At 66.1% G+C, this 13,403-nt stretch carries 15 protein-coding genes; 3 read left to right on the top strand and 12 right to left on the bottom strand.

What is annotated here, in order from left to right:
• Positions 1-26: 26 nt before the first annotated feature.
• From E1748_RS25185 to E1748_RS25145, 9 genes are all read right to left on the bottom strand, one after another.
• Positions 27-296, bottom strand: coding sequence for an HP0495 family protein (locus E1748_RS25185; RefSeq protein ID WP_133649982.1), 270 nt, complete (start codon positions 294-296; stop codon positions 27-29).
• A gap of 65 nt (positions 297-361) precedes the next feature.
• Positions 362-1,654: a D-alanyl-D-alanine carboxypeptidase family protein gene (locus E1748_RS25180; protein ID WP_166653627.1), complete on the bottom strand. Its 1,293-nt coding sequence runs from the start codon at positions 1,652-1,654 to the stop codon at positions 362-364.
• Positions 1,655-2,000: 346 nt separating this feature from the next.
• Positions 2,001-2,651: an alpha/beta hydrolase gene (locus E1748_RS25175; RefSeq protein WP_133649981.1), complete on the bottom strand. Its 651-nt coding sequence runs from the start codon at positions 2,649-2,651 to the stop codon at positions 2,001-2,003.
• A gap of 18 nt (positions 2,652-2,669) precedes the next feature.
• On the bottom strand, positions 2,670-2,993 hold the full coding sequence (locus E1748_RS25170) for a (2Fe-2S) ferredoxin domain-containing protein (protein WP_133649980.1): 324 nt from the start codon (positions 2,991-2,993) through the stop codon (positions 2,670-2,672).
• Between the two features lie 189 nt (positions 2,994-3,182).
• Entirely contained in the window at positions 3,183-4,340 is a 1,158-nt protein-coding gene (locus tag E1748_RS25165) for a VanZ family protein (protein ID WP_133649979.1), read from the bottom strand.
• 77 nt (positions 4,341-4,417) lie between these two features.
• A complete protein-coding gene (locus E1748_RS25160; RefSeq protein ID WP_133649978.1) occupies positions 4,418-5,044 on the bottom strand; it encodes an ABC-type transport auxiliary lipoprotein family protein in 627 nt (208 codons plus the stop codon).
• A gap of 18 nt (positions 5,045-5,062) precedes the next feature.
• Positions 5,063-6,022, bottom strand: a complete 960-nt coding sequence (locus E1748_RS25155; protein ID WP_133649977.1) for an MlaD family protein — start codon at positions 6,020-6,022, stop codon at positions 5,063-5,065.
• Between the two features lie 36 nt (positions 6,023-6,058).
• Positions 6,059-6,937: an ABC transporter ATP-binding protein gene (locus E1748_RS25150; protein ID WP_133649976.1), complete on the bottom strand. Its 879-nt coding sequence runs from the start codon at positions 6,935-6,937 to the stop codon at positions 6,059-6,061.
• A complete protein-coding gene (locus tag E1748_RS25145) occupies positions 6,934-8,073 on the bottom strand; it encodes an MlaE family ABC transporter permease (protein ID WP_133649975.1) in 1,140 nt (379 codons plus the stop codon). Before E1748_RS25145 ends, E1748_RS25150 begins: the two co-directional genes overlap by 4 nt.
• Positions 8,074-8,200: 127 nt before the next feature.
• Between E1748_RS25145 and E1748_RS25140 the strand changes: the two genes are divergently transcribed.
• The 3 genes from E1748_RS25140 to E1748_RS25130 are packed head-to-tail and all read left to right on the top strand — an operon-like array spanning position 8,201 to position 10,186.
• Positions 8,201-9,109: a biotin--[acetyl-CoA-carboxylase] ligase gene (locus tag E1748_RS25140; protein WP_133649974.1), complete on the top strand. Its 909-nt coding sequence runs from the start codon at positions 8,201-8,203 to the stop codon at positions 9,107-9,109.
• Positions 9,106-9,912: a type III pantothenate kinase gene (locus E1748_RS25135; RefSeq protein ID WP_133649973.1), complete on the top strand. Its 807-nt coding sequence runs from the start codon at positions 9,106-9,108 to the stop codon at positions 9,910-9,912. The genes E1748_RS25140 and E1748_RS25135 overlap by 4 nt, the downstream gene beginning before the upstream one ends.
• 34 nt (positions 9,913-9,946) lie before the next feature.
• Entirely contained in the window at positions 9,947-10,186 is a 240-nt protein-coding gene (locus tag E1748_RS25130) for a hypothetical protein (protein ID WP_133649972.1), read from the top strand.
• Positions 10,187-10,201: 15 nt separating this feature from the next.
• On the opposite strand, the gene rfaE2 is transcribed toward E1748_RS25130, so the two are convergent.
• The 3 genes from rfaE2 to E1748_RS25115 form a co-directional block, all read right to left on the bottom strand.
• On the bottom strand, positions 10,202-10,684 hold the full coding sequence (gene rfaE2, locus E1748_RS25125; protein WP_133649971.1) for a D-glycero-beta-D-manno-heptose 1-phosphate adenylyltransferase: 483 nt from the start codon (positions 10,682-10,684) through the stop codon (positions 10,202-10,204).
• Between the two features lie 126 nt (positions 10,685-10,810).
• On the bottom strand, positions 10,811-11,683 hold the full coding sequence (locus tag E1748_RS25120; protein WP_133649970.1) for a ferritin family protein: 873 nt from the start codon (positions 11,681-11,683) through the stop codon (positions 10,811-10,813).
• Between the two features lie 489 nt (positions 11,684-12,172).
• A complete protein-coding gene (locus E1748_RS25115; protein WP_133649969.1) occupies positions 12,173-13,378 on the bottom strand; it encodes a patatin-like phospholipase family protein in 1,206 nt (401 codons plus the stop codon).
• Positions 13,379-13,403 lie beyond the last annotated feature (25 nt).

Genomic DNA, 13,403 nt, shown 5'->3' with positions numbered 1-13,403 from the left:
CGAGTAGGATCGGTAACCTTCGACGTTCAGAGAACGATCTTCACCATCGGGTGCCCGGTGAGCGCGAGATAGATGCTGTCCAGATGCTCGCGGTTCAGCACGCGCACGGTCACCGTAAGGCCGGTGTAGTTGCCGCCGCTCGACGGCCGCGTTTCGATTCCGGTCGGATCGAAGTCACCGTCGAACTGACGGATCACCGTCACGATCGTGTCGGTGAAATCGGGATGCGACTTGCCCATTACCTTGATCGGAAAGTCGCACGGGTATTCGATAAGTGATTCGTTCTCGGGGGTCATCCCTCGCTCCCTGAATGCACGACGCCGCGCGTGAAACCACCACGCGCGGCGCCGGACAGCATGACTTACTTCTTCTTGTTGAACATCAGCATCAGCGAATCCCACACGCGGCCCACGACGCCCGCCTGCGGCACCGCCTGCAACGCGACGACCGGGAATTCCGCGAGCGTCTTGCCATCGGCGACGAGCTGCACGCTACCGACCGTCTGACCATCCGCGAGCGGCGCGATCAGCGGCGTGTTCAGCGTGACCTGCGGCTTCGCCTTGTCGCTCGCGCCCTTCGGCAGCGTGATGAACTGGTCGCTCTTCACGCCGACCTTCACCGTGTCTTGCGCACCCTTGTAGACGCGCGGCGTGTCGATCGTCTGACCGGCCTTGTACAGACGCACCGTGTCGTACGCGCTGTAGCCGTAGTTCAGCATCTTCAGGCTGTCCTGCACGCGGTCGTGTTCCTTCTCCTCGCCCATCATCACGGTGACGAGACGGCGCGACGCATCGGGCGTACCCGGCAGCGAACGCTTCGCGGTCGCGATCAGGCAGTAGCCGGCGGCCTGCGTGTGGCCGGTCTTCAGACCGTCGACGGTCGGATCGAGCCACAGCAGACGATTGCGGTTCGGCTGCTTGATCTTGTTATACGTGAACTCCTTCACCGAGAAGATGCTGTAGTAGTCGGGGAAGTCGCGGATCAGCCGCGTGGACAGCCGCGCGAGATCGCCGGCCGTCGTGTAGTGCTGCGGATCGGGCATGCCGTTCACGTCCGCGAAATGCGTACCCTTCATGCCGAGACGCTGCGCTTCCGTGTTCATCATCGTGACGAACTGCGATTCGCTGCCGCCAACGAGCTCCGCCAGCGCGATCGCTGCATCGTTACCCGACTGCACGATCATCCCGTACACGAGGTCGTGCACGGTCACCGGCTTGTTCGCTTCGATGAACATCCGCGACTCGTCGTTGCGTACACGGCGCACCGCGTCGCTCGGCATCACGGTCTGGTCCATCGTGATCTTTTTCGTCTGCAGTGCTTCGAACACGAGGTACGCCGTCATCAGCTTGGTCAGCGATGCGGGCTCGACGCGTTCGTCGGGATTGCCCGACGCGAGGATCTGGTTGCTGGTCGCATCGACGAGCACCCACGAACGCGCGTTCACCGCCGGCGGCGGCAACTGGCCACCTGTGGTCGTGACGGGTGCCGCAGGAACCGCAGCGACCTTGGCTTCGGCAGCTTTTGCAGCCGAGGTGGTCTTCGCCGCGAACGCCGTGCTCGTAACGAGCAGCGCCGGAACCAGCACGCCGAGCGTCACTACGCGGCTAACGGATGAGGAGGAGAGTGACGGGAAACCAGCAGTGGAAAAACGCATAGGATCGATTCGGGCAGAAAAGTGCGTCGTGCACACGGACGTACACGCGGTGCATGAATGGGAAGAGCCGGCCGGCGAGCGCCTCGCCGCGAAAATAGTACAGCGCGCGGTACAGCGCTCATTGGACTTGCGGCCACGCGATCGGTTCGCGCACGCGCCGGGTGCCCGATGTTACGCACGACGCACGATGACCTGGCGCGACGCAATCGATCGGACGGGCGGCGCTGCGCCCCAAAAAAGAGCGCTCATTATACGCGTCGCGTGCAGGCCGCTTTTCGCCGATCGCGAGAAAAGCGCGTACGTGTCGCGTAAAAGTCGCGCGACACGTCGTGCGGACAGGCAGGAATCAGCGCCAGGCGTCGACGATGATGCGCTTGAGGATGTGCAGCTTGCGATGCAGAAAGTGTTCGGCGCCGGGGATCACGATGACCGGCAGTTCCTGCGGCCGTGCCCAGTCGAACACCGATTGTACGGGCACCGTATCGTCGTTCTCGCCGTGAATCACGAGTGTGTTTTCCGGCACGGGCACGACGTCCCAACGGCTCGCCGCCGTGCCGACCATCACGATTCTTTCGATTGACTTGCCCGCGTCGAGCAACTGCTTCGCGACGTGCGACACGACGAACGTGCCGAACGAAAAGCCCGCGAGTACGAGCGGCAACTCGGCCTGGCCCGGCTGCGCGCGCATGTAGTCGAGCAGCGCGAGCAGATCGTCACGTTCGCCGTGGCCGGCGTCGTGTTCGCCCTGCGTCTCGCCGACGCCGCGAAAATTCGACCGGTACGTGACGTAGCCGAGCTGCACCAGCGTGCGTGCAAGCGTCTGCGCGACCTTGTTGTCCATCGAACCGCCGAACAGCGGATGCGGATGCGCAACGAGCGCGATGCCGCGCGGCGCGGCGGCGTTGTCGTTGTCGCGAACCGCGTCGGGCAGATCGAGTGCGACCTCGATCTTGCCGACCGGCCCGTCGATCAGGAATTTCTGCGTGTGAACGTTCATGCGGTCTCTAATAATCGGTCAGCGATCAATCAACAGCCGTTCGACGATCTTGCCGTTCGCAAGATGCGAGTCGACGATCTCGTCGATGTCGCTTTCGTCGACGTACGTGTACCACGTGCCCTCCGGATACACGACGATCGTCGGCCCTTCCTCGCAACGGTCGAGGCACCCCGACTTGTTGATGCGCACCTGGCCCAGCCCCGCGAGACCGAGTTGCTTCACGCGTTTTTTCGCGTACTCCTGCATCGCCTGCGAATTGCAGTTCGCGCAACTCGGCCGCTCGGCACCGGGATCGCGCTGGTTCAGGCAGAAGAACACGTGATACTTGAAGAACGAATCCATGATGGGCGGGCGCGAACGCCGGAGTCAGTGTGGGGGATGGCGCGGCAACGTGTCGCGGTACGGTCGTCGCTCCCGAAGCGTGCTTGCGGAAGGCTTGCGATCGTCTGCGCTCTGCGCCGTTCGATTGTCCAGTCGATTATAACGAGCGCGCCGGACAGCCGCAGCGTTGCGGCTGCATGTCCAACATGTTCAACGCGCGGCGCGCTGCCGCGTGAGCCACGCACGCTCGGCCGAGAACGCGAGCCACACCAGCATCGCATACGGCCACGTCCACGCGAGCCAGCGCGCGAGTCCGTTGAAATGCAGATAGCGACCCTGGCGCCAGTCGGCGAGCACGACGTCGAAGTACGGATTCACCGGCAGCAGATTTACGCACACCAGCGACACCGCGAGCGCAGCCGCCGCGAGCGTCGCGCGCCATGCGGCCGGCAGCACGAGCGAACACAGCCCCACGACCGTACCGATCGCGAGACCCGCGAGTGCGCCAGGCGTCGCCCAGTCGAATGCGAGACCGGATTGCGACTGCAGGAACGTCGCGCCGGCCTTCACGAACAGCGTCAGCACGACGAGCGCGAGCAGCAGCCGGATACGCGGCGCGCGCGGACGGATCGGCAGCGACGCGAGCGCGCACGCGGCGAACAGGTTCAGCGCGGTGACGATGGCTTCCCACGCGTCGTCGGGCAACGCGGCGCCGAGCGCGGCGGGCCACGACGCGACGTGCCATGTCACGGGCGCCCAGGCGAGCAGCGCGTCCTGCATCGTCGAATCGAAACGCAGCCACAGCGTGCGCGGCCAGTCGCCGAGACCGAACAGCAACGGCGCGGGAAACATCGTCGCGAACGGCCACAGCGCGGTGAGCCCGACGAGCGCCGCCGCATCGCGTTCGAGCCACAGAAAGCGCAGCCGACGCAACGCGCCGCGATCGAGCAGCGCGCCGGTCGCGGGCGACATCAGCGCGGCGCCGAGCAACGCGCCGAGCGCATTCGCGGAGAGATCGAGATTCGACGCGACACGCGTCGGCAGATAGGTCTGCACCGCCTCCATCACCGACGACAGCAACGCACCCAGCACGAACGCGATCGCAATCGCCGACGCGCCGCGTCGACGCGGATACACCGCCAGCACGCACAGCGCGCCGAACGGCATGTAGCCGAGCACGTTCGTGACGACGTCGAAGGCGGTCAGGTATTGCGGGAGCGGGTCGTTCAGGTAGTCGAACGGACCGAGGCCGAGCGAGCGCCAGCCGGAGAACGGATACCACGATCCATAGACGATCAGCGCCGCGTACAGCCACAGCGCCTGTCGAGCGAGCGCCGACGGACGGCGCTGCCAGGGCTTGTCGCTCATCGCGCGCTCTGCGGACGATACGGCACGCGCGTCATCGCCAGACGCTCACGACAACAGCGCACTCATCGCGCTGCATGTCACTGCGACGCGACCAGCGGCTGCACACCGAGCCACGCGACGACCTGTCCGATCAGATCGTTGCTCGCGGCGGCGAGCGCCGCCGCGCCGCCCGCTGCGTCCGGCGAACTCGCCGGCGCGCGCGCGACGAACGTATGCTGGCCGATCACCTTGCCGCTCTGGATCAGCGTCGCACGCGCGGTGACCGCACCGTGACTCTCCGACTGACCGTCGAACACCTGCTCGAACTCCTGGAGGTCGACCTTCAGCACCGGCGCACGTACGCCGTCCGCACCGGTGAGCACCGTACCGCGCGACGACAGCGCGCTGCGCAGGCGTTGCGTGAGCAGTTGCGCGGGTGCCATCGTCCAGTGGCTGTTCGCATACGACGCGAGCCGCTGCTTGTCCGCGTAACCGAGGCGATAGACAAGGCGGTCCGAATCGAGCGTCTCGGGTGCGCCGACGTCGAGCACCTTGACGGTCGGCAACGACGCGACCGATGCCGGCGGCAATGCCGGACCGGGGCCGAGGTCGTAGCGGAAATCGGAGATCGCGGCGGGCGTTCCGCAGCCCGTGAGCAACGCTGCGGTCAGCACGACAGCGAGAAAACCACCTGACTTGAACGAACGATAAAAGATGCGTGGCATCGCAAAGATCCTATGAAATCATTTCGTCGCGGCGCCGGGCCACGCGAACCCGGGTTCGCCGGGGCCAGGCGCCGAGCGCGGCGCGCCGAACAGCACGCTGCGCGGGTTGCTGCTGAACGAGTCGGCGGCCTTGTCTACCGAGCGCGCCGCCGACCGCACGTCCTCGGACAACGCATTGACGCGCGGCAGCGTGTCGTAGCTCACGCGCGCCGACAGCTCCTGCAGCGTCGAGTCCATCGCGCCCAGCGCGACGCCCGCCTGCTGCGCCGCCGTGCCGACCTTGTTCAGATTCATCTCGAACGGGCCATCGGGCCGGTTCAGGCTCGTGATCAACTGGTTGGTCGATGCGAGCGTGCTGTCCAGCTGGTTCAGCGTCGCGGGCAGCTTGCCGACCGTCGGGCCCATCTGCTGCGACAGCGTCGTCACGCCATCGGCTGCGTGTTGCAGGCTCGCCGCCGTCGCGAACAGTTGCTTTCTCATGTCGTCGGAGAGCAGCGCGTCGACGTCGCCGGCCACTTTCTCCAGTTGCCGCAGCAGCACGTCGCCGCGCTCCTGCAACTGATCGAGCAGACCCGGATGCATCGGCAGCTGCGCGACGCTCTTCAGCGACGAAGGCAGCGGCTCCGGATCGTGGCCCGTGTCGTCGAGCTGGATGAACGCGATCCCCGTCACGCCCTGGAAGCCGAGACTACCGAACGTCGAACGCGTGATCGGCGCGTGGGTGTCGACCATGATCCGGATCACGATCTGCCCCGGGTGCGAGCGATCGAAATGGATCGACTGCACCTTGCCGACGTCGAGCCCGCGATAACGCACGGCGGCATCGGTGTAGAGCCCCGTCACGTTGGTGCGCGCGATCAGGTCGTACGGCACGCGCACCGAACGGTCGACGTTGAACAGGAACGCCGCCAGCGCGATCGCGACCAGCAGGCCTACCGTAAAGAGACCGGCCCAGAAGGCATGCGATTTATTTTCCATGGTCAGGTTCCCTGGTTCACAGCGACAACTCCTGTTTTACAGCGGCAATTCGGATGAAGCCGGTTCGAGCGCGACGGCCGGCAACTTCGCGCGACGCTCGGGCGGCAACGCCTGCAGCGCGCGACGACCGCGCAGCCCCAGAAAATATTCGCGGATAAAAGGGTGATCGACGTTCGCCGCTTCCTCGACCGGCGCGGCGACGAGCACCTTGCGATCGGCGAGCACCGCGACGCGGGTCGACAGCGCGACCATCGTATCGAGATCGTGCGTCACCATCACCACCGTCAGACCGAGCGCGCGATGCAGCGTGCCGATCAGCTCGACGAATTCGTCCGATGCCTGCGGATCGAGCCCGGCGGTCGGTTCGTCGAGAAACAGCAGCTCGGGTTCCAGCGCAATGGCGCGCGCGATGCCGACCCGCTTGATCATCCCGCCCGACAGCGCGGCCGGCATCTTCGACGCGTTCTTGCACGGCAATCCGACCATCTCCAGCTTGAGCATCACGATGTCGCGCAGCAGGTCGTCGGGGATCTTGCCGAGCTCGCGCAACGGCTGCGCGACGTTGTCGAACACCGACAGCGACGAGAACAGCGCGCCGTGCTGGAACAGCATGCCGGAGCGGCTGCGCATCAGGTGCGCGGTGTCCTCGTCCATCGTCGACCAGTCTTCGCCGAGTACGCGGATCGTGCCCGACGACGGCCGCTCGAGCCCGAGGATCTGCCGCACCAGCGTCGTCTTGCCCGACCCCGAGCCGCCGACGATCGACACGATCTCGCCGCGCCGCACCTCGAGGTTCAGGTGCTGATGGACGATGTTGCGCCCGTAGCGCTTCGTGATGTCGTGTACCTCGATCACCGGTTCGGCGATCTCGGGCAGCGGCTGGCCGCGCACGGCGGTAGTGAGCGGCGCGATCATCCGAGCCCCACGTTCTGGAACAGGATCGCGAACACGGCGTCCGCGAGAATCACGACGGTAATCGATGTCACCACCGACGTCGTCGTGCCCTCGCCGAGGCTCTGCGAATTCGCCTTGATCCGGAAACCGAAATGGCAGCCGACGATCGCGATCAGCATGCCGAACGCGACGCCCTTGCCGAGCCCGATCCACAGATTCGCGACCGGGACCACGCCCGGCAGCGCACGCGCGAAATACGACAGGTCGATGCCGAGTACGATCTTCGCCGCGAGCGCGCCGCCCGCGAGCGCGATGATGTTGGTCCACATCACGAGCAGCGGCATCGCGACGCCGAGCGCGACGACGCGCGGCAGGATCAGCCGCAGCCCGTGCGGGATGCCCATCACGCGCATCGCGTCGAGTTCTTCGGTGACGCGCATCACGCCGATCTGCGCGGTGATCGCCGAGCCCGAACGCCCCGCGACGAGAATCGCCGACAGCACCGGCCCGAGTTCGCGGATCACCGACAGCCCGAGAATGTTCACGATGTACTGGTTCGCGCCGAACAGCCGCAACTGCTGCGCGGACAGATAGCTCAGCACGATGCCGATCAGGAACGCGACGAGCGCGGTGATCGGCAGTGCCTGGGTGCCTGCGTTGTAGACGTTCGCGGAAATCTCGGTCCACGGCGTGAGCTTTGGATTGCGCGCGATCGACAGCAGATCGAGGATCACGCGGCCGAACATCGCGATGCCGGCGTACAGGTGATCGAAGAACGCGAAGATCGACAGGCCGAGGCGCGTGAATGGATCGACGTGCGGGACGGCGTCGGCCGGCTCGCGGCCTGCGTCGAGTAGCGCGATGCGCTCGAAGATGTCGCGCTGCGTGTCGTTCAGCGCGGCGAGTTCGGCCGGCAGCTGATGGCCCCACACGCGCCACAGCGCCTGGCCGCCGACGTGATCGAGCCGCTCGACCCGCGACAGATCCCATTGCGTGACCCGCTCTTTGGCACCGACGAGCGCGCGCAGGCGCGGCATCACGCGGCCCTGCTGACGGTCGCGCGCGAGTGCGAGCGCCGTCCACTGGCCGGAGAGCCGGACGATCTTGCCCTGGTTGCCCGCGGAGATGTCGAGGCCGGGCGGAGTGTCGAAGTTCAAGGCGCGCGGAGATCGGGTTATGCGTGAGCGGCCATTGTAACGAACCATGGGTGTCGGAACCGTGCTCGTGCACCCGCATCGCCGGTCGTCGCCCCTTGCCGCTACCCCTGTCGCTACAATAGCCCCCATGAACGACCCTCGCACCTCCACCGGCGCCGCCCCCGCCGACGACTGGCGCATCGACCGGGCCCGCGCTGTCGCGCTGTTCGGCGCGCATGCGCAGGACTGGCCGATCGAAATCGTCGAAGAGACCGGCTCGACCAACGCCGACCTGATGGCCCGCGTCAAGGCGCTGCCGCGCAAGGCCGGCGCGCTCGCACGGCCGATCGTGCGCGTCGCGTACCTGCAGACCGCGGGCCGCGGACGACGCGGCCGTCCGTGGTATGCCGAGCCCGGCAATGCGCTGCTGTTTTCGGTCGCGTGCGTGCTGCCGCGACCGCTCGAAGGGCTGGCGGGCCTGAGCCTCGCGGTCGGTGTCGCGCTCGTCGACGGGCTGCGCTCGCTGCCGCTCACCGGCTCCGGGCCCGGCCAGATCGCGCTGAAGTGGCCGAACGACGTGCTGTTCGAAGGCGACAAGCTGGCCGGCATCCTGATCGAAACCGCGTGGAGTACCGCCGACGCGAGCGCCGTGGTGATCGGTATCGGCACCAACGTGAAGGGCGCCGATGCGCTCGCCGAAAAGATCGGCGCGCAGCAGGCCAACGTGCCCGCGCAGGCTCGCGGAGCAGCGCCAACGGCGTTGTCGCGCGCGCTGCCCACAGCCAATCTCACCGATACGCTCGCGGCCGAACTGAACGCGCTCGAACCCGCGCTGCAGCGTTTTGGCGCCGAAGGCTTCGCGCCGTTCCGGCAGCGCTGGAACGGCTGCCACGCGTACGCAGGGCGCGATGTGGTGCTGATCGAACAAGGGGTGGAAGTGGCGCGTGGCATCGCAGCCGGTGTCGACGAAAGCGGCCAGTTGTTGCTCGATACGGCGAGCGGTCGCGAGACGATTGCGACCGGCGATGTGTCGTTGCGGCTCGCAGGTGCTGCATGAGCGGCGCGCCGTTCCTGCTGATCGATGCGGGCAACAGTCGGGTGAAATGGGCGCTTGCGCAGGCTGATGGGACGCAGACGCATAGCGGCGCGTTTGCGCATTCTTCTGCTTCTGTCGCTTCTCCTGCCGACTGGTCGACGCTACCGACACCGATCGGCGCATGGATATCGAACGTCGCGGGCGAGACGGTCGCGCGACACATCGACGCGCTGCTCGACGCACGCTGGCCGGGCCTGCCGCGCACGACGATCCGCGCGACTGACCGCCAATGCGGCGTGACCAATTCATACACGACGCCGTCCGCGCTCGGCAGCGATCGCTGGGCCGGTCTGATCGGCGCGCATGCGGCCTTCCCCGGCGAGCCTCTGCTGATCGCGACGTTCGGCACCGCGACGACGCTCGAAGCGCTGCGCGCAGACGGCACGTTCACGGGCGGTCTGATTGCGCCGGGCTGGACGCTGATGATGCGCTCGCTCGGCGAACACACCGCGCAGTTGCCGACGCTCGATGCGCATGCGGCGCGTGGGTTGCTCGGCTCCGCTGCGACTGCTACTGCGACTGCTTTTGCGGTCGATACGCCACGTTCGCTGTCGGCGGGTTGCATGCTCGCGCAAGCTGGACTGATCGAACGAAACTGGCGCGACCTGCAGGCGGCGTGGCAGGTGCCGGTGCGGCTGGTGGTCGGTGGCGGCGCGGCCGATGAAGTCGCCCGTGCGTTGCAGGTGCCGTACACGCGACACGACACGCTCGTGCTGTCGGGACTCGCGTTGATCGCCGCCGACAGCCACGCACATTCACAATGAACGCAGCCTCATCCCCTCGACGGAGACCTCGACCATGCTGCGCTGGCTGATCGCCATTCTGTTTCTCGCCAACATGCTCGCGTTCGTCGCGATGCGCGGCGTCTTCGGACCGCTGCCGTCAGCCGGCGCACGCGAGCCGAATCATCTGAACCGGCAGATCCGTCCGGAGACGCTGCAGGTGCGTCCGCTGTCGGCGGCGGATGCCGCAGATCAGGCAGTGGTAGGTGGGCCGGCGCCCGAACCGGCGATTGCTGCGTCGGCGCTGGCGCAGTAGGACGATCGCGGCGCGTTAGTTCTGCGCCCGAACCTTCTTCAAAAGCGCAGTCGTCGAGCGATCGTGCTCGAACGGAATCGCCAGCGCGCGACCGCCCCAGCTACGCACCAGCGCCGATTCCGGCAGCGCATCCATGTCGTAGTCGCCACCTTTCACGAGCACGTCCGGACGCAGTGCTTCGATCAGTTCGACGGGAGTCTTCTCGTCGAAACGCACCACCCAGTCGACACTCTCCAGCGCCGCGAGCAGCGCCATGCGGTCGGCGTCGGTGTTGATCGGCCGGTCGTCGCCCTTGCCGAGCATCCGCACCGACGCATCGCTGTTCACGCCGACGATCAGACACGCGCCGAGCGCCTTCGCATCCGCGAGGTACGTGACGTGCCCGCGATGCAGGATGTCGAAGACGCCGTTGGTGAACACCACCGGCCCCGTCAGCGACGGACGGCGTTGCGCGAGCGCGTCGCGGGTCGTGAGCTTGCGTTCGAAATGGACGGACATGGGATCGGGCAAATCGATTGAACAGCGAAGATTATCGAGATAAAAAAACGGCCCGGCAGGTTATACGCCTGTCGGGCCGTTTTGCTTTCGGTTGCGTAGCGGGAGCGCGGCGAAGTGAGGTGGCGCTCAGGCCGGCTGCTGCGCCGTGCCCTGCTCCGCCTGCAGACGCTGCACCACTTCCTTGCGATAGCGGTTCAGTTCCTGCGCGGTGCTGAACGTGCGCTCGAACAGGATCGACAGGTTGTGCAGAATGCGCTCGATCACCTTCTTTTCCCAGCCGTCGTCGAAACGGATCTGTTCGTCGAGCCAGCGCTCGAGCCACTCGGGATCCGGCAGACGCGACTGAATCGTGTCGCGCGGGAACAGCGCCTGGTTCACGTGCAGGTTGGTCGGGTGCAGCGGCTTTTCGGTGCGGCGCGCGGATGCCATCAGCACGCCGATCTTCGCGAACGCCGCACGTGCAACGTCGCCGCAATTGACGAGCGCCTTCTTCATATAGCGCAGATACGCGCCGCCGTGACGCGCTTCGTCACGCGAGATGGTTTCGTAGATCTGTTTGATGACCGGCTCGGTGTGCCATTCTGCCGCACGGCGATACCAGTGGTTCAGGCGGATTTCACCGCAGAAGTGGAGCATCAGCGTTTCGAGCGGCGGCGCCGGATCGAATTCGAAGCGCACCGCGTGCAGCTCTTCTTCGGTCGGCACGAGTTCCGGCTTGAAGCGGCGCAGATATTCCATCAGCACCAGCGAATGCTTCTGCTCTTCGAAAAACCACACGCTCATGAACGCGGAGAAATCGCTGTCGTGATGGTTGTCGCGCAGGAACATTTCCGTCGCGGGCAGCGCGGACCACTCGGTGATCGCGTTCATCTTGATCGTCGCGGCCTGCTCGTCGGTGAGCAGCGATGCGTCGAACTTGTCCCATGGAATGTCCTTCTCCATGTCCCATCGAACGGACTCGAGCGATCTATAAAGTTCCGGATAAAGCATGGTGTTCATATTCCCACCCCTGTTCTGCGCGTTGCGACGTCTTGATGTGGCTGGCTACTGTTGCGGCTAACGAACGAAAACCGCACCTTCACGGGCTCAATGTTCAATTTTACGCGGTAATCGGGTGCCTAGATGCAGGCGTGTCGCAAAGAAGCGTCTGCATTCGATGTGCACTTGCGAAAACCGGAGTTCTTGTGCGGGGCGGCGACCGCCACGCGGTCAGCCGTGGGTGGAGGGAAGTCCCTTGCCTGGGCCGACGGAACGGGCGGTTCGTGGGTTGTTATCGTGCGCCCGACGATACTGAAAGCTCAATGCATGATAGCACGCGAACATGACGCTTTTCCCCTGCTGGAAAGGCCGTGCGTGGGGCTGTGCTTTGACCGGCCGCCGGCCTGCGAACCCAGGCGGCTAGATGCCGCGCCAATGCGGCGTGGATATCGTTCGGATACCGCGCGAATATCGCGTGGGTATCGGTGGAATGCCGACGGCGCTCTCGCTTCATCCGGCGCCGTGACCGTTGCGGCCATCGCCGCCGTGGTTGCCATGGAGGTCATTGTCTGCGCGCTCGATCCATGCGGCGAGTTCGTCGCGACGCGCCAGCGTGTCGCGTCGGCCGAGGTCGATCAGTTCACGCGTGAATTCGCCTTCGAACAATAGATAGCTCGCGAACGACGCGCCCGACGCGCGATTCCCGCCCACCGCGCCGAGCAGCCCACGCACCGTCAGCGGCAGGCGCTTCAGATGTCGCGCGGCGATCAGCTCGATGCGCTCGCTCGGCGCGATCGCGATCACGTCGACGTGGCGCCAGCCGCTTTCCGGTTCGACGACGTGCGGCAGTTGCAGCACCATCCGGTTCACATGCTCGATCCGCTCGATGTCCGCGCCGATCGAATCGAGAAACACGCTCGCCAGAACCTGCTGGCCGATCTGCGCGAGCGACGGGTAGCCGTTTTCCGGCGCGGTCGCCGGCACTTCGGGACGCACCGCCGCCGCGCCGATCACGACGATGCGATCCGCGCCGAAGTGGATCGCGGGACTGAGCGGCGCGATCTGGCGAATCGAGCCGTCGCCGAAATACTCGTGATGCCCATCGACCTCGAGCCGCACCGCCGGAAAGATAAACGGAATCGCAGACGATGCGAGCAGATGCGCGGGCGTCAGCGCGACCATCCGCGCTGTGCGCTGTGCGCGTCGCCATGCGTGAATCGGCTCGCTTGCCTGATAGAACGTCAGATGCCGCCCCGACGAATAGCTGAGCGCCGTAACCGACAGCGCGTGCAGCGCGCGCGACTCGAGCATCTGCTCGATCCGGTGGAAGCTCAGCGCGTCATGCAGCAGCCCCTCGAGCGGCGTATTGTCGAACAGCGCGCGCGGCGAGCGACGCGCCGCCCAACCGACCGTCATCGCCGCGAGCCAGCGCGCACCCGCGCCGACGACGCCCGGCCAGTCCGTGCGATACACGCGATTCGCGCGCATGCTCGACCACACATCGACGAGCCGTTCGGCCCCGTGCAGGAAATCGTCGGCGTGACTGGCGATCGACGTCGCGTTGATCGCTCCCGCCGACGTCCCGCACACCACACGAAACGGCGACGCGCGATGCGCGGGTGCGACCTCGCGCGCGATCTGCGCGAGCGCGACAAGCGAGCCGGCCTGATAAGCCGCCCGCGCGCCGCCTCCCATCAGCACGAGCGCGAGCCGCATGCGTCACGCCCCGCCGTGGCCGCGC

Origin of the sequence: Paraburkholderia flava, assembly GCF_004359985.1 — a bacterium.
Lineage (GTDB): Bacteria > Pseudomonadota > Gammaproteobacteria > Burkholderiales > Burkholderiaceae > Paraburkholderia > Paraburkholderia flava.
This window is presented reverse-complemented; position numbering and strand designations above follow the sequence as displayed.